This window comes from Paraburkholderia phymatum STM815, from assembly GCF_000020045.1.
Taxonomy (GTDB): Bacteria; Pseudomonadota; Gammaproteobacteria; order Burkholderiales; family Burkholderiaceae; genus Paraburkholderia; species Paraburkholderia phymatum.
The window spans coordinates 360,414-383,634 of record NC_010625.1; the positions used below are offsets into that span (position 1 = coordinate 360,414).

Genomic DNA, 23,221 nt, shown 5'->3' on the forward strand with positions numbered 1-23,221 from the left:
AGCCACATTCCACCAAAACGTCACAACAGTTGCGGCGCGCGAATATGGCTATGGTAAGGTCACAGCGACGCGTATTCTCCTGTCCCAAGCGAGGCTGCAATGGATATGGATGGTGACTGGCCCTTACCGCGGCCAACCACATTCTTCAAGGCCAACCGGCGCCCGGCCGGTTCATCGCTTGGGAAAACATCTTCCATCGCAAGTACCTTTTCCTCATTGGCGACGCCCGTGGTGGCCGAAGCCGTTCAAAGGGCCAGAGAGCTATCCACAACATGCGATGTCGAAGGGTTTCATCAGCTTCGCGTTGCGTTCCGGAGGCTTCGTGCTTTGTACTGGGCATACTCCCCGTATCTTGGCGAAGAAGCGACCGCGCAGGCCACCGAAGAATTCAAGCGTCTTGCAGCAGTGGCGGGTGGAACCCGTGATTGGGACATCGCAGGGGAACTCCTGCAAGCCGCGCAGGAATCGGGCGCATCGGTCGAACTGTTGGCGGCCGCGGCGCGCGAGAAACGCGCGCAGGCGGTTGTGCATAGTCAGACGATGATCAGATGCGACGATGTCGAGGCGTTCCTCAACGATGCGCTCCATCGCGCGCAAAGCGCGCTCCAACTGCATTGCAACGATCTTCCCATCCGTGCGTTCGCCAGGGAGCGTGTCCGTCTGGCGCAGCGCACACTTCAAAAGCGCAGCAGGCGCGCAGGACGCCGTGGCGAAGCTGCACACGAGGAAGCGCTTCACGATGTTCGAAAGGCGGGCAAAAAGCTGAGGTACCTGCTCGAGTTTTTTCAACCGGTCATCAAAGGCGGGTACGAACGTACGATCAAGGAACTGACGTCCGTGCAGAACACGCTGGGACGGTTCAACGACATCGCCGCAAGCGAGACGCTGATACGCACCACAACGTTTTACGAGGTGCCGCCCGAGGTCGTGCAGGAATCGTTGCGATGGTTGCAAGAGCAGAAGGGCCGGCGAATGCGCGCAGCCTCACGGCGGGTGCGCGACATCGCTCGCTAAAAAACGGGTATCGTATTCGTCTCTCGAAGCTGGATCGATTCCATGTACGCTACTCGCGTTGACCGGGCGCGCGCCATCGCGATCGCCGCCGCTTTCTATGCACTCACGCTGACGGGATGCGCGTCCTCGTCGCTGCATTCACAGTACGCATCGCGTGCATCGCAGTCGCAGGACGCCAGCGCCGCATCGCTCGATGCCGCCATCAGAGGCCCACAGCGCAGCAGTCCGGCGCGTGCGCGAGACGTCTATCGCCATCCGAAAGAAACGCTGCAATTCTTCGACGTCGGTCCGGCACAAGCCGTGCTGGAGATCGCGCCGGGAGGCGGATGGTATACGGACGTCCTGGCGCCGTACCTGCGCGAAGCGGGTCAGCTCTACGAGGCGCAATACCTGAGCACCTCCGCCGATCTCGCCGCCGAAGACAGCGCGACCGATGCCGCTTATCGGCGCAAGCTTGCGAACGATCCATCGGTTTACGGGAAGGTGGTCATCGGCACATTGCATGCAGGCCAGTTCATCGGCTTCGATGCAAATGATCGATTCGACCGTGTGCTGACGTTTCGAAACATCCATAACTGGATCAAGGACGGCCAGCTCGATGCGAACCTGCGCGCGTTCTATGGCGCGCTGAAGCATGGCGGCGAGCTTGGCGTCGAGGAACATCGCGCGCGGCCCGGAACGACCCTGCAGCAAATGATCGATTCCGGTTACGTGACGCAAGCGTACGTCATCGAGCGCGCAGAAGCAGCCGGCTTTGTGCTGATCGCGCGCAGCGAGATCAATGCGAATCCGAAAGATACGAAGGACTATCCGCACGGCGTGTGGTCGCTGCCGCCGACCTACCGCGGCGGTGAAGCCGACAGGTCGCGCTTTGCTGCAATCGGAGAATCGGATCGCATGACGCTCAGGTTCGTCAAGCCTTAGCGGGGCGCGCGACGTCGAAGTCGCCTGCCATGATGTGAAGCCGGCGCGCGCATCGCTCGTCAGCTTTCCCTCTCGCCGCTGTTGTGGATGAAAAAAATGGCGCCGCAGGTATTCAGCCTGCGGCGCTACGCATTGCACTACAAAACGGCACTGCAAAACGGCACTGCAAAACGGCACCGCAGCGGCCGACGATAACTACAACGCCGCACCGCAGTCCGTCAGCACATTTACATCGTGACAGTGTCGGCCACCTGCTTGAAGTCTTCGATCCGGTCGAAGTTCATGTATTGATAGATCTTGTCGCCGTTTGCGTTGAGCACGCCCATGTCGGCCATGTACTCTTCCCTGGTCGGGATCTTGCCCAGACGCGAGCAGATCGCCGCCAGTTCCGCCGAGCCGAGGTACACGTTCGTGTTCTTGCCCAGGCGGTTCGGGAAGTTACGGGTCGAGGTGGACATGACCGTCGCGCCTTCGCGCACCTGCGCCTGGTTACCCATGCACAGCGAGCAGCCCGGCATTTCCGTACGCGCACCCGCCGTGCCGAACACGCCGTAATGGCCTTCTTCGGTCAGTTGCTTCTGGTCCATCTTGGTCGGCGGAGCGACCCACAGCTTGACGGGAATATCGCGCTTGCCTTCCAGCAGTTTCGACGCCGCACGGAAGTGGCCGATGTTGGTCATGCACGAGCCGATGAATACTTCGTCGATCTTCGCACCGGCCACGTCCGACAGTGTCTTCACATCGTCCGGATCGTTCGGGCAGGCCACGATTGGCTCGTGGATGTCAGCCAGGTCGATCTCAATGACGGCGGCGTATTCGGCGTCGGCATCCGGCGACAGCAGTTGCGGGTCGGCCAGCCACTGTTCCATCGCCTTGATGCGGCGCTGCAGGCTGCGCGGGTCCTGGTACCCTTGAGCGATCATCCACTTCAGCAGCGTGATGTTGCTGTTGAGATACTCGATGATCGGTTCCTTGTTCAGATGGACCGTGCAACCGGCAGCCGAGCGCTCGGCCGATGCATCCGACAGTTCGAACGCTTGCTCAACCTTCAGATCGGGCAGGCCTTCGATTTCGAGAATGCGCCCGGAGAAGATGTTCTTCTTGCCTTGCTTGGCAACCGTCAACGTGCCTTGCTTGATCGCGTACAGCGGGATCGCGTTGACCAGGTCACGCAGCGTCACGCCCGGCTGCATCTTGCCCTTGAAGCGAACCAGCACCGATTCCGGCATGTCCAGCGGCATGGTGCCCGTAGCAGCGGCGAAGGCGACGAGGCCCGAACCGGCCGGGAAGCTGATGCCGATCGGGAAGCGCGTGTGCGAGTCGCCGCCCGTGCCGACGGTGTCGGGCAGCAGCATACGGTTCAGCCACGAGTGGATCACGCCGTCGCCCGGGCGCAGCGCGATGCCGCCGCGGTTGCTGATGAAGTTCGGCAGCGTCTGGTGCGTCTTCACGTCCACCGGCTTGGGATACGCTGCCGTGTGACAGAAGGACTGCATGACGAGGTCAGCCGAGAAACCCAGGCATGCCAGGTCCTTCAGTTCGTCGCGGGTCATCGGGCCCGTCGTGTCCTGCGAGCCGACCGAGGTCATCTTCGGTTCGCAGTACGTGCCCGGGCGGACGCCCTGGCCTTCCGGCAAGCCACATGCGCGGCCGACCATCTTCTGCGCGAGCGAGAAGCCCTTGCCGCTGTCGGCCGGCTGCTGCGGCAGGCGGAACAGCGTCGACGGCGCGAGGCCCAGCGCTTCGCGTGCCTTGCCCGTCAGTCCGCGACCGATGATCAGCGGAATGCGGCCGCCGGCGCGCACTTCATCGAACAGCACGTCGGACTTGACCTGGAACTCGGCGATTACTTCGCCGTTCTTCAGCGCCTTGCCTTCGTACGGACGCAGTTCGACCACGTCGCCCATTTCCATCTTCGACACGTCGAGTTCGATCGGCAAGGCGCCGGCGTCTTCCATCGTGTTGTAGAAGATCGGCGCGATCTTGCCGCCGAGACACACGCCGCCGAAGCGCTTGTTCGGGATGTACGGGATGTCTTCGCCCGTGAACCACAGCACCGAGTTGGTGGCCGACTTGCGCGAGGAGCCCGTGCCGACCACGTCGCCCACGTAGGCGACCAGGTGGCCCTTTTCCTTCAGCGACTCAATGAACTTGACCGGGCCGCGCTTGCCGTCTTCTTCCGGGGTGATGCCAGGACGGGCGTTCTTCAGCATCGCCAGCGCGTGCATCGGGATGTCCGGGCGCGTGGTGGCGTCCGGGGCGGGCGACAGGTCGTCGGTGTTGGTTTCGCCCGTGACCTTGAAGACGGTGATGGTCAGGCTTTGCGGCACTTCCGGACGGCTGGTGAACCATTCGGCGTCGGCCCAGCTTTGCAGCACTGCCTTCGCGTTGGCGTTGCCCTTGTCGGCGAGCTCCTTGACGTCGTGGAACGCGTCGAACATGAGCAGGGTTTTCTTCAGCGCGTCGGCGGCGACGGTGCCGACTTCGGCGTCGGACAGCAGCTCGATCAGCGGCTGGATGTTGTAGCCGCCCAGCATCGTGCCGAGCAGTTCGGTGGCGCGGGCGCGCGAGATCAGCGCGCAGGCGGTCTCGCCCTTGGCCACGGCTGCAAGGAAGCCGGCCTTCACGCGTGCAGCTTCGTCCACGCCGGCAGGCACGCGGTTGGTGATCAGGTCGAGCAGCGTCTGCTCTTCGCCGGCAGGCGGGTTGGTCAGCAGTTCCACCAGCTCGGCGGTCTGTTGGGCTGTCAGCGGCAGGGGAGGAATGCCGAGCGCGGCGCGCGCGGCGACATGAGCACGAAAGTTTTCAAGCATGGGGGACCTGCTGGTATTGCGTTTTAAGGGGAACGCTTGTCAGGCGCTCCGCGGCTGCTTCGGGCATTGCTTGAGCGCGATTTTAATGGCTGTGTGCTGCAACGTCAAATGTCTTATGTCTTATATAAGAGTTGGTTTGCAGAATCGCGGAAAAGGCGCGCTCATGCGCCGCCGGGTCCCGTCGAGCGCCGCATCGAAAGCAAGTACCAACCTTCACCGGCTTCCTTGCACCATTGACGGTCCGCACAACACAGCTTCGACAGCAGTCGCAGGGGCGTTCGGCAATGAGGGAAGCACGGTCAATGCGGCAGGCGGGGACGGCACCATTGGAAGCTGTCACTGCCGCGCATGCGTGTCCGCCAGGGTTGATCGCCGCTGCGCCGAAGGCGACGAATCGATACAACCGCATGCTATCAACGGCGTCGCGCGCAGCGCACGTGTGCACGCTGCGCGCCAACCGAGTCACTCGTTATCGTTAAGGCAGGGCGAATACGTCCGTGCGATTGTTGAGGTCCTGGTTCGTTTTTACGAAGAACGGCACGAACGTCCCGCCGATGGCGGCCAATCCCTGATAGTCGCCGACGAAGAAGCCCTCGGCGTTCGGTGCGAACTTGAGGTCGAACGACCCCGCCAAATGGGCTTCATTGCCGAACGTCGTTCCATTGTCGGCCGATGTGGTTTGCCAGATATCCGTCGGCAGTGTCGCGGTGTTGCCATCCGCGAGATTGCGGAAGTCGTAGTAAGTCACGGCAACGGTTCCCGACGAATTGACGCGAATGCTCGGATTGAATGCAGGACGGCCGGAGGGCGTGTTGACCCGGATCGGCGCGCTCCATGTCGCGCCGCCGTCTTTCGAGGTCGAGAACGCGATCTCGTCGTAGTGGCCGCCGTTGAAGCGCGAATCCTGCCACACCACATACAACTGTCCGCTCGCGGGATCGATCGCGGGCTCGGGGATGATGTCGCCAGAACGCACCGGCTCTCCCGTGTTCGGATCGAAGACCGATACGGTTTGCAGACCCGAGATGATTGTGGGCCTGGTCCACGTTGCACCGTCATCGGTCGATTTGATGAACGCCACCTTGCCGGCCGCTTTGGAGAACGGCGGCGTGATCAGATCGAAGAAATCGTAGAGCGTGCCGTTTTGCGAGTTGATCACGATCTGGTTGCCGATCGTCTGCTGCCGCGAAGGCACGGTCACGATGGTTGTCGGAGTACTCCATGTGCTGCCGCCATCCGTCGTCTTCGAGAACAGCGTCGGTCCGCGGAAGGCAGCCGTATGCAGGTTCGCGTACGGGTTGCCGTTCGGCAGTTCGAGGCGGTCCCACACCGCATACGCGACGCCAGCCTTGACAGGGTTCGCCGTCACGGATTCCTTGTCGTTGAAGAATTGCAGCGTTGGTTCGTTGTTGGCGATGATGATGTTCGGCTTCGCCCACGTCAGTCCGCCGTCCGTCGAAACCGAGGCGGCCACCGCGTTGCTGTTGTCCGATTGATTGAAGGAGATCGACACGGCGTACGCGGTGCCGTCGGGACCGATCGATACCCACGGATCCGACGCGCGCTCGTAGCCGAGCAACCCCGTGCATGCACTGAACGGCAGTGCTGTTGGCGTAGTCCATGTGGATCCGCTGTCGAACGACGAACTGGCGACAAGACCGTGGGCGCCGCCGTTGTTCCATCGATCCTGTTGCCATACGCCGATGAGGTTCGACGGGTTTTTCGGGTTCGTCGCGATCCAGGGCTCGACTTCGGCATTCACATAGTTCGTGCCGGGGCCGCCGACGGCGCAACTGGCAAAGAGGCTTGGGCCGGAAACGGTTGCGGCCCGACCGGCCGTCATGCCTGCTGCGAGAACAACGGCAATCGAAATGCCACTCAAAAGTACACGGGGCTTGTTGCAACGCATGGAAGACTCCTTCTCCATTGCGATCCGTTGCAGCTCACCGTAGCGTGCTGCCAGTTGCGAACGAAGTGGAGCGGCATGTCGCCTTCGCCTGATGAGGTCTCGATGTCTCCGCCATGATTCGCTTGCCACGCTCACTACAGCTTCGACTGCCGCGGACTGCCAGCGCTGATCACCGCCAGCGCATCGGTCACGATTTCGCTACTCGATATCAAGCTGTTTTGCCTGCGCGTCGAAACCGACGCCGCGCGATGATGAGACGCTTCGCAATGACGGGCATTCGTCAGACGCGTGGAAAGGACTTTAGATCGTAAGAAAGCGTATTGCGGGAATTTTTTGTAACAACCGAAAGCATTCTGGTAACGCTTGCGAATGACAGGCATTCTCGCGTTATCGTCGACGCCTGGTGGCCCGATCCTGCGTGCGCAATTAGCCACTCTTTTGCTGCGCTGCTATCTGCCGAATAAGAAGAACGAACCTTCGCGGCAGCGCGAATCCGAACAACAACCTCGCGCGGCGATGGGTCGTGGGGAGAAGTTCTGACCACGGCAACCTGGATTTCGCTTCATTGTGCGATGCGTGCTGTCTGTTGCGCGTCCAGGCACTGTCTCAGTCCTGATACAGGTTCGACATTCGCCGTCGAACCGGCTTCCGCCGCTCTGGCACGTCGCGCCGTCAGTGGGGCGCGTGGCGCAGGTCCATCGGCTGTTTCGAACGCGAAACATCCGCGATCCGTTTTCCGCATCGCGCATCCAGCGATAGCCGCTGTACGTCCCACTGCGCAACCCGCCAACGCTCATGGCATGTTCTGTGCGAGAGGGCGGACACTACGCATCGATGGCTGCTGCAAGGGTCCTGCAGCGGCAGTCCGGTGCGAGTCATGAATGCCGGTGCAAACCCGGCAGTGACCGAAGCACGGGGGAAATGATGAAACGATATCCTGCATGCGGGCTTACGACGGGCGCACATCGTCGTACTCACCACACCTCTCAACGCGGCGCGGCAGCCGTGGAATTCGCGATTGTGCTGCCGCTTCTCCTGCTCATTCTCTTCGGCATCGTTGAACTGGGAATCGGGCTTTATGACAAGGCGATGATCACCAACGCCAGTCGTGAAGGTGCGCGCGCCGGCGTATTGCTGCGAACGCCGAAGCCCACGACGCAGGACATCACGAATGTGGTGCTCGCGTATTGCCAGAACTATCTCGTGACGTTCGGCTCGAGCAATACGCCGACGGTCAGTGTTCCATCCGGTGTCGGCGGCACGTTCGGAACGCCGCTTACGGTGACGGTCTCATACCAGTACTCGGGATTGGGACTGGGCGCGATGCTGTCCGCGCTTACCGGCCCGATCACGATGACCGCGACCACGGTCATGAACAACGAGTGAGGCGCGATCATGCACGGAATGAGCAAACAAAAACAGCGAGGCTCCGTCGCGGTGATCACGGCCGTGAGCATGGTGTCGCTTCTGGGGTTGGCGGCGCTGGCGATCGACATCGGCAATCTGCTGGTGTCGCGCAACGAATTGCAGAATGCGGCTGACGCTGCCGCGCTCGCAGGTGCGCCTTGCCTGTATCAGCGTGCGCAGTGCGGCAATACGACGGCAACCGAGCCCGACTGGACGACGGCTACGCAGAAGGCGTCCAGCTTTGCAACGGCCTCGACGTCGAACACGGTGCAGGGGAGTGTGATCAAGGTGGCGCAGACAGGGTCGGGCTACTGGAACATAACGGGTAGCCCGGGCACCCTGGAGACTGTGCCGTTCACACCCGGTACGAACGATCTGCCCGCCATCCAGGTGACGATCACCAAGAGCGCCGCCAATGCGAACGGCAGTGTTCCCGTCTATCTCGCAAGCATCCTTGGCGTGACGTCGCTCTCGGCGAGCGCAACGGCGACAGCGGCCGTGTCGAGACCTGGCTACGTCGGCCCCGGCGGACTTTTTCCGCTCGCGATGTCCAAGTGTCTATTCGACAACTACTGGGACTCGTCGACCAACTCGCCGAAGCTGGCCACGAGTACGGCAAAGATCCCCGGACAGGACTTTAACCAGACACCCAACACGCCATACATCTTTCAGGTCTCGTCGTCGTATCAGGTTAACGGTTGCGAAGCAGGGCAGTGGACTACGCTGACCAGTCAGCAAAACAACGTTACGTTCGTGCGGGGACTGATTGCAGGTCAGAATACCGATTCGCTCGGCATCGGGTCGCAGCCTGGAACCTACATCCAGCCTGGCGAGGAGAATACGCTCTACACGGCTGTCAACGATTGCAGTGCTGCCGGAGACCATACCTGTGAATACGAGACGGTGCCTGTCGTCAGCAGCCTTGGGACTGGCAGCTATCAGCCCGTCGTTGCCTTTGCTTGCGTGCATGTTCTCGGTGCGAAGAAAGGCTCCAGCCCGTATGTCATTTTGCAGATGAGCAATCAGCCGGACAAGTGCCAGGCCAAGAACGCCGGCGGCGTCGGGCCGAACTATGGGGCGATAACACCGCCGCGTCTGGTTCAATGAGCCGGTCCGCGCCGGGCACGACGCCGTGCTGATGGACGCCTTACCGGGCAAGCCGGGCTTTCTCGACACGCCGGGCGGCAAGGGCTTCGCTCGAAATTCTGCGCGACGGCACGTACAGGAAGATCGAAGCGACATATTTTCCGTTCGCTATGTACGGCAAGTGATGTATCGACATGTCTGCGCCGCGCAGCCGCGCGGACATGTCACGTTCCGATCGACAGATACAGCATCACCATCGGCGCTTTCGATCCGTCCGGCGTCGCCGCGCGCAAGGGCGCGGCATAGGTGCACCGGAAATCGACGAAGCGCGACCATCTGAAGCGCACGCCCGCGCCGACGCTCGCAAGCATGCCGGGGTTGTACTCCGCAGGCTGGTCGATGCGTGTCCACACGCGCCCGGCATCGAAGAAGACGAACGGCTGTGCGAGCACAGCGCTTGCGCCGATCGCCAAAGCGGGCGTGCGCAATTCCGTCTGCACGTTCCAGCCGCGGTCGCCGAGCATCACATAGGGATCGTAGCCTCGCACGCTGGTCTCGCCGCCAAGCCCGATTTCTTCGCTTGGCAACAGCGTGTCGGGCGTCCATTGAAACGTGCCGCTTGCCGCCAGCGTGAAGCCTCGGCCGAGCGCGAACGCGTCAGATCCCGTCAGTTGCACGTATGTGTAGCGGGACGTCGCGCCTTGCCGCGCTGTGTTGAATGCCGTGTCGCTGTTGTCGCCGTCGAGACCGCCCGGGCTGGCAACGAACGTTGCGGCTGCGTGCGCTGTCCCCGTGTCCTTCTGCTGGCTGATGTCGTAGACGGCCACGAACTGATGGATATGCGTGTTCGAGTTGAATACCTGAAAGCCGCCGAATTCCAGGTCGTTGTTGCTGCGCTTGAAGTCGTAACCGAACTGGACCAACTGCGCCCAATCACCCGTCGACGGCAGACGCCAGTCGTAGCGCACACTGAACTGCGCAGAAATGCCCGTCTGTCCATAGGTGTCCGGCAGTCGCGGCGTGCTTTGCGCGTACACGCCGAAGAACTCGATGCTGTCGAGCCACGGCAACGGCGCGACGTAGCTGAACGCATGCGCCATGAAGCGGGCACGGTCAGGCCGTCCTTCGATAGACGGATTGCCGCTGACGAAGTCGTTGCTGGCCGTGAACTGATACGCGATCTGTTGATCGAGGCCGAAGAGGTTGCCGTAACCGAGGCCGGCGAAGAGGCGGTCCCGGCCAAGTGACGGTACACCTTCGTTGTCATAGCCCACGTTGGCACGCACCGGCAGACGGTCGTCTGTCTGAAGCACGACGTCGGTCGTGTTCGTCGCTTCGCCGGGTGCGAATATCGCATCCACCCTGCGATAGGGATTCGCGTTGAGCACCGCCAGTCCGAGCGAGACGTCCGCTTGAAGAATGGGCTCATTCGACGCGAGCGGCATCTCGCGTTCGAGCAGCCCGCTCGAAAAATAGCGGTTACCGTTCGCGCGCACACGGCCCAGTCTGAACTCGGCGATATCGATACGCACGACACCTGAGCTGACGTCCTGCTCCGGCACATAGACATCGACGAGCGGCTTGCCCGCTTTTCGGTAGTGCTCGATCACGGCCTGACGTATTTCGGCGAGCCGTCCGAAGGTGAGCGGCTTGTCGAGATCGGCAGTGAAGTTCTGCAGGAAGGCTGCATCGAGTACGGGCAGCGCATTGGCAACGATGCGCTGCTGCGCCGGCGGCATGGTAGGGGGCACGCCGGCCGGCTCGAACACGAGTCCCGCGAGCCGCTCGACGGCGACCTTCGACGCGTCGCCCTGCGTCTGCGATTGAGGCTTCGACTGCGCGCTGCGCGGCGACTGCGGCGCAGGTTGCGGCGCGACGTCGCGATAAGCCTGGGCTGCCACAGGCGAGCCGTGCACGGCGGCAGCCGCGCACGACGCGACGATCAGCCACCGCATGAAGTCGAACGGGTGACGCCGGCTGCTGCGCGCGCCGCGAATCGCCGCCCGCTGTCGTGTCGAAGCATGCAAGGGATCGTCTAGTGAGCGGCGGGTAGCCTCAATACAGGATGCGTGGCGCCCGCGGGCATGAGCCAGGCGCCGTTCGGTCCGAAGTCGTAGCCCACGAAGCTCGCGGGATCGCTCATCTGCGCGGTGGTCAGGCCGTTCGCGGGCGGCAGGTCGCCGCCGCTCACGCTTTGCCCCGATGTCTCCCGGTTCCAGTAGACGTCGGGTGCGAGCGTGCCGGAACCGAACGCGATCACGCCATGCGTCGGCATCGAGCGCGTCTGCACGGCACCCGTCGCGAACGACTGGCTGACCGTTCCCTCGTTGATGCCCACGAGTCCGCCGCCGGAACCCGTAGAGAAGACGGGACTCACCGCACCCGTTGCATACGACTGCAAAATCGTGCCGAGGTTGTAGCCGACCAGTCCGCCGTTCGCATCGGAGCCGGAGACCGTCGCGCTGCTCCACGAGCGTTCGACTGTGCCTTCGTTTCTGCCGACGAGCCCGCCGAAGTCCGTACCGTTCTGCTCGACTTCGCCTGCACGTCCCGAGGTATGCGCGTATGCAATGACGCCCCGGTTGACGCCGGCGAGGATGCCGCTGCCCTGGTTGCTTGTCGACACGAAGCCGTTCTCGATACCGACATCGCGCAGCACGCCCGCTGATCCCACCACGCCGAACAGTCCCGACGAGTAGTCCTTGCTGAAATCGTCGATGTTGATGGTGGCATTGGAAACGGTGTGCCACATGCCGTCGAACTGCCCCGTGAACGGCGTCGTATGGTTGCCGATCGGCGCAAACACATGCGCCGCAGCATCGATGTCGGCACCGAGCGCGTAATTGCCCGCCAGGTCTTGCCTGATGTTCTCCAGATCGTTCACGTTGTTGACCAGCTTATAGCCGGTGATCTGCGTGAGCTGGCCGCTCGAAGGCGCGGATTTCCATGCGGGATTGCCAAGCAGCGTGCCCCCACTGTAGGCGCCGTTCATGTCGTATAGCACGTTGACAATGCCCGTGCTGCGCGACCAGTCAATTGCGCCGTGATTCACGACCGCGCCCGCATTGTCGAGACTGGCGGCGTCGGCGCGCAGTGTCAGGTTGCCGTTACCCTGATTGGCGAGCGTCGCATCGGAGCCGAGCGTCAACGTGTGGTACGCGGCAAGCGTCAGCGACGCGCCTCCTTGCCAGTGGATGCCGGAATCGACGTTGAGGTCGCCGCCGCTGCTGTTCGCGCCCGTCGTTTGCACCTTGACCGATGTGCCGTGGCCGAGCCCTTGCGAAAGCGCGTTTGCTGCCATCTGGTCGACAGTGAATGTCGGGGCGGAGAGGTTCCATTGTTTTGCGTCCACCGTCGTGCCGCCTTGGGGAAACGCGAGCGTCTTCGCGTTCATGTCGACGGTGCCGCCGGATGCGCCGATGACGCCGCCCGGCCGCATGGTGCCTTGCTCGGCAACGAGCCACACATGGCCGTCACGCGTGGCCGTGCCCGTCGCGCGAATGGCCTCGTGATTGCCTGCTAGCGCGTAGATGTTGCCATCCACGGCTTGCAGGCTGATCTGCGCCGCCTGGATAGCGCCCGTGTTGGCGAGCGTGCCGCCCGCGCCGGACTGCACCAACACCTGCCTGCCCGTCGACGAATCCTGCAGCAATACCTGCTTCGCCACGGCAAGTTCCACGGTTCCATTGGGTGCGCTGATCATGCCGTCGTTCATGATCGCGCTGCGCGCGATCAGAAAGACGTCGCCGCCATTCGAGGCGATCTTGCCGAGGTTGACGATGCTTGCATTCGAATTGCCCGCAAGCGCAAGCGGGCCGCCTTTCATGAAGGCGGCGGGATCGGCGTCGAGTGTGGACGCAACAAAGCGTCCGTTGGTGGCGATCACGCCCCGCGGACCCACGACGATGCCTTGCGGATTGATCAGGTACACGCTGCCGCTGGCCGTGAGTGCGCCCAGGATGGCCGATGCCTTGCCACCCGTGACGCGGTTGAGCGTCGCGCCGCTGCCGTTGGCGAACACAACCTGGTTGCCGTTGCCGATAGAGAAGCTGTCCCAGTTAACGACCGCGCGTCCTGTCGATTGATTGACGGTTAGCGTCGATCCGTTTGTGGCGATCGACCCGCTGCCGCCGACGAATCGCCCGCCCGCGGGCAGCAGTCCGCCAGCGTGTGCGGATGCCGCGCAGCAAAGCGCCAGCAGCGCGGCAACGCGCAACGTGTTGATCGGGTGGAACGAGTGAGCGCAGAGCGAACGCGCATTCGAATTGCGTCGGACGTCACAAGCGTGCGATACCAGCCGTTGATCTGTGATCATGGTTCTGTCCCTGGCTATGGTATCGGCCGCAAGCCACAACGCGCGCACGATACCTTGTTGTGCTGGAGGCCGGATCACTGATGGCGGGTATCGTTGGCGCGCCGGAGCCTTCGCGGTCAGCGGTATTGTGGCAGACGCTTTCTGCTTACCAATCGTTTCGCGTCGCGACACATATCAGCCTTTTGCGCCTAAAGTTCAGCGCCATCGGCCACTATGTGCCCTGCATGAGGTGGACAGCGTCGTCATCACGAGCGCCAAAACCCCGTGAAAATGGCGCGAAACGTTGAGGTCTTGACGCGCTATTGCGGCGCCCACTGCCTATTGTTCAAAGCCGCGACTGATGCATGCCCGGTCGGCCTTGCGCGGTCGCCGGCAACCGTTCCGCGCACGAGCGGGAAGGGGGATGTATGCGACGTGCAGTCCGAGCCTCGTCCATTCGGTGCGTATCGCGCTGCGAGCCGTCGACAGGACACCTTTGGATCGCATTCGGCGTGTCGATCGCCGAACTCGCATTTGCGCACGCAGCCTGGGCGGCGGGGGTTCTACCGCAAGGCGGACGATATGTCGCCGGCGCGGGTTCGATAGCGAACGGGGGCAATGCTCTCGTCGTTACGCAGCCAGGTTCGACGCGCGGCATCATCGAGTGGAACAGTTTTTCAGTCGGCGGGAACAACAGCGTGTCGTTCGACAACGGTACGGGTGCCACGCTGAATCGCGTGACAGGTGGCACGCCGTCCGCGATCCTCGGCAGACTGAGCGCAACGGGCAGCCTGTACGTGATCAATCCGCAAGGCATCCTGGTCGGTCCGTCGGGCGTCGTCACCACGGGCGGACGTTTCGTTGCATCGACGCTCGATGTGTGCAACTGCGCGTTCATGAAGGGCGGCGACGCACTCACGCTGTCGGGCGATTCCAATGCAAGCGTCGTCAATCTCGGCAGAATCCGCTCCGGCGGCGGCGATGTGTTCCTGATCGCGCGCCGCGCCGTCGTCAATGCCGGCGATATCGAAGCGCCGAAGGGCTCGGCGGAACTCGCATCGGGCAGCAAGGTGCTGCTGCAGGATTCGACCGGCAGCAGGCAGGTATTCGTGCAGACGGGCAGTCAGGGCACGGTCGCCGACAGGGGCGTGATACAGGCAGCGCAAATCTCCCTGCAGGCCGCTGACGGCAATGTCTATGCGCTCGCTGGCGGCGGCACGCGGGTTCGCGCTACAGGCACGGGGACGCGCGACGGACACGTATGGCTGCTGGCAGATGGCGGGCATGTCGCGCAGTCGGGCGTCATCGTAGCGACGAGCGCGGACGGCAGCGGTGGAACCGTCGACACGCAAGCTTCACAGTTGACATTCGGCCGCAATGCCGCGGTGCATGCTGCGCAATGGAATCTGTCGACACCTTCCTTCACGATCGACGCTGCTGCCGCACGTGCATTGCGGCACAGCCTGAACGCGGGAACATCTGTCAATGTTTCGACGACGGGCGCTGACGGAGCGATGGGCGATCTGAATGTCGCAACGAATCTGCTGTGGCAGGGCGCGGCGTCCCTCAGACTCGCTGCGTACAGGAACGTGTCAATCGCGCAGGGAGCAAGTATCGCCAATCGGGGCGCAGGCGATCTGAGCTTGCGCGCCGATGCGGCCAGTCTCGACAACGCCGGTTCCGTCGCGAATCACGGCGTGATCGACTGGTCGCGCAGCACTGGCACCGTGAGCGCGTTCTACGACATGAACGGCACTTACCTGGCGGGCACGCAACGGGGTAACGCGGCATGGACGCCGGGCGCCTACAGCGGGCTGCTGTCGCAATCCACGGGATACAAGCTCGTCAACTCTCTAAGCGACCTGGAACGCATGGCGAGCGATCTCGCGGGCAGCTACGCGCTCGGCAAGAACATCGATGCAAGCGCAACAAGCAACGGCTCCTATATGCCGATCGGCAACGCGAACACGCCGTTCACGGGTCAACTCGACGGACAGGGCAAAACGATCGGTTCATTGACGCTTGCGCCTTGGGTGCCCGCCAGCCCATACGCTCCCAAGATGGTGGGCCTGTTCGGTGCGATTGGAAGTCAGGGCGTGGTGCGCAATCTGAACGTCACCGGCAGGGGTGCGCTCGGTGAAAACCAGTATGCGTACATGGGCATGCTGGCCGGCCAGAACGCGGGCACCGTGTTGCGCGTCAATGTGGCGGGTACGCTGACCAGCGGCAGCTTCAGTGCGATCGACTATACGATTGCAGGTGGCCTCGCAGGCGGCAATACAGGCGCGATTCTGCGCTCGTCGAGCAGCGTCTCGCTGGCGACGGGCAACACGCTCGGCGGACTGGTGGGCGCGAACGGTGGGTTGATCGATCAGTCGTTTGCGAGTGGTTCAGTAGTGTCGTCGAGCTATATCAACCAGGGCGGCGGCGGTCTTGCTGGCGACAACACGGGCACGATCAGCCGATCGTATGCCACGGGACCCGTGTCACTCTACGGCTATTGCCGCGGCGCGGCCGGTACGCCGTGCGGTGGTGCAGGACTCGTCGTGACCAACGAAGGGACGGTCAACCAGTCGTTCGCGACGGGGCTCGTCACGCAGCCTTTCTACGAGCCGATTGGGATAGCGCGCACGAATACCGGTTCGATCTCGAACGATGTGTACTGGAATAAGGACACGACGGCTGCATCGATCGGCGTTAAATACGGCACTCCGATACCCGATGCTAACGGACTGACGGCTGCGCAGATGCGCAACCCCGCGTCGTTCGTGTCGTACGACTTCAGCGCGACGGGCGTATGGGCGATGCCAGCCGGCGCGACGCATCCTGTGTTGCGTTGGCAGCTTGCGCAGTAAAACACGCGATGGGGCAAGTCCAAGCGAGTCGAAAAGCGATAACTTTGGGTTCCTTAGTTAGTATTGGAAATACCGGAAAAATGGAATAAAAGATTGTATTCCCCACAATCTTATATTTTGCTTAAGGGGGAGTTTCTTGATTGACACTTGATGTTTATTTTTATATTCCGGTAGGCATTACACGAATCATTCAACAAGATCATTAATGAAGACATTCTTTCTTGTTGCAACGGATTGTTTCGTCGATGGATGGGGTAGGCGCCAGGCGTTTTCCCTGACCTTCCATGTTCTTTCCGCCTCGTTCTTCTCTGCTCGCTGAAATTGACGCTTTCTGCTTCATAACCGGGCCTTACAGCGAACGCCAGTAAAGAACGAGTGCAGCATGTCAACGTGTGCGCGGTAACTTGTCCGCAAGCGACTGCCCGTCGAGCATCACTTTCTGCAATACCACCAACGACGCAAGAGAATGTGGCAATGCGGCATAGACCCCATTGCCGACGTGCTTGCATCGCTTCTCATTGTTATTCAGGCTCCTGAGCGGAAATCAAAGATTACGAAAATATGGCTTGATGGACTGTACGAATATTTCGTCATCCATACATTCATTCGTATCTCTCTATATAAACCATCAAATTATTTTCTGTGCATTCTTGCCGCTCCTTCCTCATCCTTACCACCGGAACGAAGCACTGCACACAGCACTCAAGCGTTTCTCCCACCTGTTTTGCCGCTCAAAGGAGCCGACTGATGAAAAAACCGTTACTGGCCGTTCTACTCGTGGCGACAGCTGTGCTCGCAGCGTGTGGCGGAGGAGACAACTCCACCTCGACGCCGACTTCATCGACACCCGCGCCCACGCCGTCCAGGCTGTTGACGACCATCGCCGTGCCCAATTCCACGACGCCCGCGTTCAGTTTCGATATCGGCTACACAGAAGCAGGCAGGTACTATCTGGCGGACCGAAACAACAAATCCGTCGACGTCGTCGATACGAAATCGAACACGCTGATCGCGCAGATTACAGGAGGTTTTACGGGCGCAGGCGCGAGCACGGATGCGTCCGGGCCTGACGGCATCGTCGGTGTGACGGGAACGAATACGCTGTATGTGGGCGACGTGGATTCGGTGAAAATCGTCGATACGGCCGCGCTGAAAACGGTCAAGACCATCCCGATCAGTACGTCGGGTTCGCGCGTCGACGAAGGCTGTTACGATCCCGACGATCATCTCATCATGTTCGCAAGCCCGGGCGAAACGCCGCCGTATGTCACGTTCATCTCGACGACGACGCAAGCCGTCGTATCGAAGTTGACGTTCACCGGCTCATCGGGGCTGGAAGCGTGCACGTATGACGCGGCGTCGAAGAGTTTCCTCATCAACAACGACGGCACGACGGCTAATCCGACGGGCGAACTCGACGTCATCACAGCCAGTTCCGTTACATCGGGTACGCCTGTTGTCAGCAAGGCATTTTCACTTGGCAAATGCGAGCCGTCTGGCATTGCACTCGGGCCTAACAGCGATGTGCTGATCGGCTGCGATCCGTCCGCGGGTAATCCGCTGATCACGTTGATTCTCGACCGCAACACGGGGGCCCAGCTTGCGTCGATACCCTTTGGCGGAACCGACCAGGTCGCATACGATCCCGGCTCGAATCGCTATTTCCTGCCTGCGCGCCATTGGGTGACGAGCGGCACGGCGGCAGCTTCGGGCTTTACGCCGCAAATGGGCGTGATCGACGGCGCGACGCGTAAGCTCCTTTACACCGTCGCGGTAGGCACTGGCGCGCACTCGGTTGCAATCGACAGCGGCCTCGGCCAGGTCTATGTGCCGTTCCAGCCCGGCGCCGCCGCGTTTCCGAACGGGGGAATCTCGGTCTTCGCGACGAAGTAGTCGAGTCGTCAGTTAGACCATCTCTGCACGAGGTTCCGGTGGTCGTAGTGTTCAGCCAGTGGACAAGACATGGTCCGCTGGCTTGTTCGCTTCATCGGCATATGACTGGCTGACTGGCGGGGCGTCAAGGAAAAGGCTCGGCTAAATCGCTGGACTTCTCGGACGGATGTCCGTTGGCCGGTTTCATCGAGGCGCGCTGTTTGCGTCCGCTCGTCAGCCAGCGGACGTTCGAATCACATGAGACGCCGGTAACCGATGCGCGGGGGTGTCAAGACGTTCGAACACGCTTGCTGCGCATCTGGCCGACTGAAAGCCATACCGCAGATACGAGAAAGTAGACGGCGCCGACGGCCGCATAGCCTGCCACTCTGCCCGTGGCAAGTTGCAAGGGCATGCGGGCCTGCAGCAGGAAAAACACGCCCGCCAGCGCCGATTGCCCGCCGCTCAGGATCATTGCCCATTGCGCGCCGAGATGCTGCCAGCGGCGGACGGCGGTGGCGAGCTGGAGCAATCCCGCGAGTACGGCCCACATGCCGAATATGCCCAATACGCAGTTCCATCGCAATGCGGCGATTACAGCAACGGTTGTGGCGAGACTGATCACGACGCTCATCGCCTGAGTACGATTCTCAGCCATTCCTCCGCTACGCGAAGCGTCGATGTAATTGGCCAGCGCATCCCATGCGGGATACACGACCAGCAGTGCAGCGGCCACGATCGGAAAGCGCTCGCCAATGGAAATAGCGAGTGCGACCCATACAGCTGAAAACGCAGTCCGGGCGAAGTAATAGCGTGTGAGCCAGCGTTCTTCAAGAACTCGAGTCATCAGTCCATCGCGATCGACCATAGCCACTCCCTAACGGATTCCATGAATGTGTCGCGGGGAAGCATCGCACTGGGCGCGCCGTGCCGGTATCGGTCAAATGACCGAGCACTGAACTCACCATCGAGCCAGTCGGCCGTGCCGAGACGATCGGAAAGCTCGGCTAGCCGGTTACGGATGCGATGCTCGACGATGGGCAGCCGCTGCTCGTACCAGCTCTTGTCGCGCTCCATGAACCTGGCGGTCTGGAGTTCGAGGATAGGCGGTTCGACCGTGTTGAGCGCGGCGCAAATCCACGTGATCGCGCGAGCCCTGGCATGCGGATCGTCAGGCAGCAGGCCCGGACGGCCCTCTGCGATATGGAACACGATTGCCCCCGACTCGAACAGGACAAGCGCGCCTTCTTCATAGGTTGGAATCTGCCCAAAAGGATGACGCGCCCGATGCGCGGGTTCCTTCATCGCATTGAACGAAACGAGCGGAACCTCGTACGGTTGTCCCACTTCTTGCAGCTTGCAGTGTGGAATTTGTCAGACGAGCGAGTAGGGGAAACGGGCCTGCGTCGCCGGGGCCACACGTGAGCCTTCGATGCGCGCGCGGCAGCAGCGGGATATTTTGGCTGACCGAAACCGGGAAACGACCGGCACGGCCAGCGCGATTCATTGATCAAACGTCAACTTCCTTGGTAAATGTCGCACGACAATCCCACGACGCATGGCGCACCGCTTCTCGCTCGTCCACTTCCGCTCGATCCGCCGGGCTGCGGTCCAGTCGAATCGTAGTCGTAGCGGTTCATCGAGCCGGTAGGTTGGGTCATTTGCTGTTGCGATGTCGTCGCGCTTTGAGGCATCGGCTGCCCGGCATTTCCCGGAGACTGCCATGTCTGTGAATACGCGACACTCGAAGCAGCGCACAGGGCCGTTGCAGCGAGCAATGCAGAAAAACGAGGTCTCATTTTTTCACCTGTACTAGAGAATTCGATAGCGAAATGTAAATAAGGATGACGAACCAAACACATCGAATGACATGTGTTGGGTCGAACACGCCAGATAGACTGCCTGTTATCGAGCTTGGAAACTGCCGATCGCAGGAAAGGAGTCCTGTCGCGGCGAGGCACGCGATGCGCTACCCCACACGATCAGCCGCAAGAACGGTAAGGGGATGGCACGCACCAAATGACAATCCACGTTCTTCTTGTTGAAGTCACTCCCGAATGCAGCCATGAATGCAGGCGATTCGGGGAGGTGCTTTCGTTCTTTATAGACCCGTCGACATCGGAAATCCAGCGTCGGGGCAACGGATCGCGCTGTCAATGTCACATGAGCGCGCCAGAACGTCGTACCCGGTCTGCGACGCTTGCGGCAACACGGGCGCCTGTCCCACATGACAAGTCAGTAACGCAGAGGCCACGCGCATCGCAAGATTTCGGAGAGTTATGTGCGTGACGGGCAGTTGATCGCTCACGCAAGCACTTGTCGAATACGCTCGGGTCTGGACGAATCGTGCTGCTTTTATGCATGCATATCGTGCTGAGAAAAAAATGCGATTTCGTTGCCCTGTGATCGTCTTTCATTTACGGCTAGCGTCGCGCGCTACGAGCGCTTACGGTCGTATCGAAGTTGAAGGCTTGGCCGCCTAGACTTCGGTTGCCAGTGATCGAGCCATGCATCCGTATTACGCGACCCTGGCATTTACAAGGAGGTTCCCCATGAGATCAATTGCTATGGCGATCGCCACGGTGTCGGCGCTTGCGTTGCCAATCTCCGCACTCTCACAGACGGATGCGACACCCACGCGTGCGCAAGTACGCGCCGAACTACAGCAGCTGGAGCAAGCCGGCTATGACCCGGCTAGAGGAGAAAACCCGAATTATCCGGCAGATATTCAGGCAGCAGAAGCGCGCGTATCGAGCCAAAGCGGCGCAACGGCTTATGGCGGGGTGACGTCGGGCACATCGGGATCCGGCTCTCGCGCTATTAGCCGCCCGGCTAGTACAGATGAAATGAAACAGCTTTATTTCGGAGGTAATTAGCTGGTTCTATTTCCGGCAACATGTGCAGAGGAGGCGGCGTAAGCGGATCGCCGCCTTTTCGCGTGTCCGATCGCCGAAAGACCGTGCGTCGAAGACCCTTGAGGCTTGAACGCACGGTGTCTGCCGACGCCGTTGTAGTCGAAAGCGCATTGCGTCTGGACTTGAACGCTAACCACACGACGTACCGAGCACCAGGAATCGTTGCAAAAATGAATCGAGAAAAGGCGATCAGAGCAGCCGATACGAAACAGGCGTTTGCCGTCACGCGCAGGATCCGGCAACGGAGGTGGCAATGTCGCGTCGGACGTACGCCAACGTCGACGCGCGCTCCGACGCATGCGCGTCGGAGCGCTTCATACGTCAGGTACGCAAAGACCTCAACCCTGTGCGCACTTCGTTCGCGAAGATCATCGGTTCTTCCCATGCCGCGAAGTGCCCGCCCGTTTCGGGCTTGTTGAAGTAAATCAGGTTGTGATACGCCTTTTCGGTCCAGCTCTTCGGCGCCTGGTAGTTTTCTCCCGGAAACGCGCTGACGGCGGCGGGCACGTTCACGTCGGCGGCAAGAAAGAAGTTCGCGTGCGACTCCCAATAGAAGCGCGCGGCCGAGATGCCCGTATTGGTCAGCCAGTAAAGCGTGATGTCGTCGAGTATGTCGTCTCGCGTCAGCGCGCCTGCTGAATGACCATTGACGGGATGGCCGAGCACGGCCGCGCTCAACGCGGCGGCGGGCTGGCCGTAGCCATCGCCATGATCGAGCAGCCAGGAAGCGAGTGCGACGGGCGAGTCGGCGAGCCCGTAGAGCGTCTGCGGGCGCGTGCCCATTTCGAACGCGTAGCCGCGCTTCTTCTTGAAGTTGGCGCTCAGCTGTTCATACGCGTGCTTTTCCTCGTCGGATAAGCCGGCAGGCATCGGATCGCCCGCGGCCAGCGACTTCAGAATCTGGGCCGGAACGGACGCAGGGAAGTTCACATGAATGCCGATGAGCTCGGGCGGTGCCTGCTGTGCCATGATGTTCGTGACGATGCCCCCGAGATCACCGCCTTGCGAAGCAAAGCGCTCATAGCCAAGCCGTTTCATCAATGTGACCCACGCGCGCGCGGTGCGCTCGGGGCCCCAGCCCGTTGTCGTGGGCCGCGCCGAAAAGCCGTATCCCGGGAGCGACGGAATCACGAGATGGAATGCGTCCGAAGCCGGCGCGCCATAGGCAGTCGGATTGACGAGCGGATCGATGATCTTGAACTGTTCGATGATCGAGCCGGGCCAGCCGTGCGTCACGATCAACGGCATCGCGTTTTCATGCTTCGAACGCACGTGGATGAAGTGGATATCAAGTCCGTCGATCTCGGTGACGAACTGCGGATACGAATTCAACCGCGCTTCGCATTTGCGCCAGTCGTATCCGGTCGCCCAGTATTGCGCGAGGTTCTGAATGGTGGCGAGCTGGATGCCCTGCGATTCGTCGGGCACCGTCTCGCGATCCGGCCAGCGCGTCGCCTTGATGCGGCGCCGCATGTCGACGAGCTGCGCGTCGGCGACATGCACGCGGAACGGGCGAAGCGCGGACTTGTCGCCATTCGCGGGCTCCGTGATCTTGCCGATGGCAGGGCTCGTGTCGGCGAAGGCGAGCCGGTTCAGCGAACCGGCCGCGAGCGCCGCCGCAGCCATTCCGACGAACTGCCGACGCGACGAGGATTGGGGCGTATCTTGTGGCATGGGGCGGGTCTCCTGCTTCGATTAGCGTGTTGCTTTGCGCGTGAAGTCGGCGACGTGCACCTTCACGAAGTCGTATATGGTCATGGGCTTGCCGCCCGTGAGCTGGAAGAGGTCGTTCGTCATGCGGTCATACCGTCCTTGCGCCCAAAGGCACGAGAATGGGGCGGTTGTGAATGGATTTCGTTTTCATATCAGGTACCTCTCGGGCAAGGTTACGATCTTGTATGCATATGCACACTTAACTGCATGAATCTGGAACCGCGCATCACGAGAACAGGCTTTTGCAGCTGGCAATTCATCCTTGGCGTCGCTGAAGTCTCGCGACAAGGCCTGATACCACGCGTTGTCTGCACGGATTGCGGCGGCGCTGTCATAGGGGAGTTCTGCTTTCGTTGGACGTATTTGAACGGATGGACGTATCTCGCCCGTGTGCCAAAGTGGATTGTCTGTAAGCGTGT

The 23,221-nt window shown here is 61.3% G+C and carries 15 protein-coding genes and 1 pseudogene; 8 read left to right on the forward strand and 8 right to left on the reverse strand.

From position 1 onward, the window contains the following. Positions 1–99: 99 nt before the first annotated feature. The gene (locus BPHY_RS29275; RefSeq protein ID WP_012405077.1) at positions 100–1,014 is read left to right on the forward strand and encodes a CHAD domain-containing protein; all 915 of its coding nucleotides are present in this window, start codon (positions 100–102) and stop codon (positions 1,012–1,014) included. Between the two features lie 42 nt (positions 1,015–1,056). Then, positions 1,057–1,938, forward strand: a complete 882-nt coding sequence (locus tag BPHY_RS29280; protein ID WP_012405078.1) for a class I SAM-dependent methyltransferase — start codon at positions 1,057–1,059, stop codon at positions 1,936–1,938. 227 nt (positions 1,939–2,165) lie between these two features. Here the strand turns inward: BPHY_RS29280 and acnB are convergent, their stop codons facing one another. Next, positions 2,166–4,751, reverse strand: coding sequence for a bifunctional aconitate hydratase 2/2-methylisocitrate dehydratase (gene acnB, locus BPHY_RS29285; protein ID WP_012405079.1), 2,586 nt, complete (start codon positions 4,749–4,751; stop codon positions 2,166–2,168). 475 nt (positions 4,752–5,226) lie between these two features. After that, positions 5,227–6,660, reverse strand: coding sequence for a sialidase family protein (locus tag BPHY_RS29290; protein WP_012405080.1), 1,434 nt, complete (start codon positions 6,658–6,660; stop codon positions 5,227–5,229). Positions 6,661–7,029: 369 nt separating this feature from the next. Between BPHY_RS29290 and BPHY_RS42055 the strand changes: the two genes are divergently transcribed. The 3 genes from BPHY_RS42055 (at position 7,030) to BPHY_RS29300 (ending at position 9,174) form a co-directional block, all read left to right on the forward strand. Then, complete coding sequence (locus BPHY_RS42055; RefSeq protein ID WP_157686859.1) at positions 7,030–7,200, forward strand: hypothetical protein; 171 nt, start codon at positions 7,030–7,032, stop codon at positions 7,198–7,200. A 384-nt stretch (positions 7,201–7,584) separates the two neighbouring features. Then, complete coding sequence (locus BPHY_RS29295) at positions 7,585–8,046, forward strand: TadE/TadG family type IV pilus assembly protein (protein ID WP_012405082.1); 462 nt, start codon at positions 7,585–7,587, stop codon at positions 8,044–8,046. Positions 8,047–8,064: 18 nt separating this feature from the next. Further along, positions 8,065–9,174 carry a TadG family pilus assembly protein gene (locus BPHY_RS29300; protein WP_244257819.1) on the forward strand — a complete coding sequence of 370 codons (1,110 nt, stop codon included), beginning with the start codon at positions 8,065–8,067 and terminating at the stop codon, positions 9,172–9,174. 40 nt (positions 9,175–9,214) lie between these two features. On the opposite strand, the gene BPHY_RS42060 is transcribed toward BPHY_RS29300, so the two are convergent. The 3 genes from BPHY_RS42060 to BPHY_RS29310 all read right to left on the reverse strand — a co-directional run bounded on the left by BPHY_RS42060 (position 9,215) and on the right by BPHY_RS29310 (position 13,468). Continuing rightward, positions 9,215–9,376 (reverse strand): hypothetical protein, encoded by a 162-nt coding sequence (locus BPHY_RS42060; protein ID WP_157686863.1) that lies wholly within the window; start codon positions 9,374–9,376, stop codon positions 9,215–9,217. 1 nt (position 9,377) lies between these two features. Next, a complete protein-coding gene (locus BPHY_RS29305; RefSeq protein ID WP_012405084.1) occupies positions 9,378–11,108 on the reverse strand; it encodes a ShlB/FhaC/HecB family hemolysin secretion/activation protein in 1,731 nt (576 codons plus the stop codon). Between the two features lie 80 nt (positions 11,109–11,188). Then, positions 11,189–13,468, reverse strand: a complete 2,280-nt coding sequence (locus BPHY_RS29310) for a two-partner secretion domain-containing protein (RefSeq protein WP_012405085.1) — start codon at positions 13,466–13,468, stop codon at positions 11,189–11,191. A 407-nt stretch (positions 13,469–13,875) separates the two neighbouring features. On the opposite strand from BPHY_RS29310, the gene BPHY_RS29315 reads away from it, so the two are divergent. Beyond that, positions 13,876–16,302 (forward strand): two-partner secretion domain-containing protein, encoded by a 2,427-nt coding sequence (locus BPHY_RS29315; protein WP_012405086.1) that lies wholly within the window; start codon positions 13,876–13,878, stop codon positions 16,300–16,302. Between the two features lie 747 nt (positions 16,303–17,049). Continuing rightward, complete coding sequence (locus tag BPHY_RS29320; RefSeq protein ID WP_012405087.1) at positions 17,050–18,195, forward strand: YncE family protein; 1,146 nt, start codon at positions 17,050–17,052, stop codon at positions 18,193–18,195. Positions 18,196–18,463: 268 nt separating this feature from the next. On the opposite strand, the gene BPHY_RS29325 is transcribed toward BPHY_RS29320, so the two are convergent. Together BPHY_RS29325 and BPHY_RS29330 are read right to left on the reverse strand one after the other, a co-directional pair. Further along, positions 18,464–19,042: a hypothetical protein gene (locus BPHY_RS29325; RefSeq protein ID WP_012405088.1), complete on the reverse strand. Its 579-nt coding sequence runs from the start codon at positions 19,040–19,042 to the stop codon at positions 18,464–18,466. An 83-nt stretch (positions 19,043–19,125) separates the two neighbouring features. Next, positions 19,126–19,545: pseudogene (locus BPHY_RS29330) on the reverse strand (glutathione S-transferase N-terminal domain-containing protein); the annotation flags it as partial. A 1,196-nt stretch (positions 19,546–20,741) separates the two neighbouring features. On the opposite strand from BPHY_RS29330, the gene BPHY_RS39995 reads away from it, so the two are divergent. After that, complete coding sequence (locus tag BPHY_RS39995; protein ID WP_407671299.1) at positions 20,742–21,050, forward strand: DUF4148 domain-containing protein; 309 nt, start codon at positions 20,742–20,744, stop codon at positions 21,048–21,050. Positions 21,051–21,410: 360 nt separating this feature from the next. Here the strand turns inward: BPHY_RS39995 and BPHY_RS29335 are convergent, their stop codons facing one another. Continuing rightward, positions 21,411–22,763 carry an epoxide hydrolase family protein gene (locus tag BPHY_RS29335; protein WP_012405091.1) on the reverse strand — a complete coding sequence of 451 codons (1,353 nt, stop codon included), beginning with the start codon at positions 22,761–22,763 and terminating at the stop codon, positions 21,411–21,413. Between the last annotated feature and the right edge of the window lie 458 nt (positions 22,764–23,221).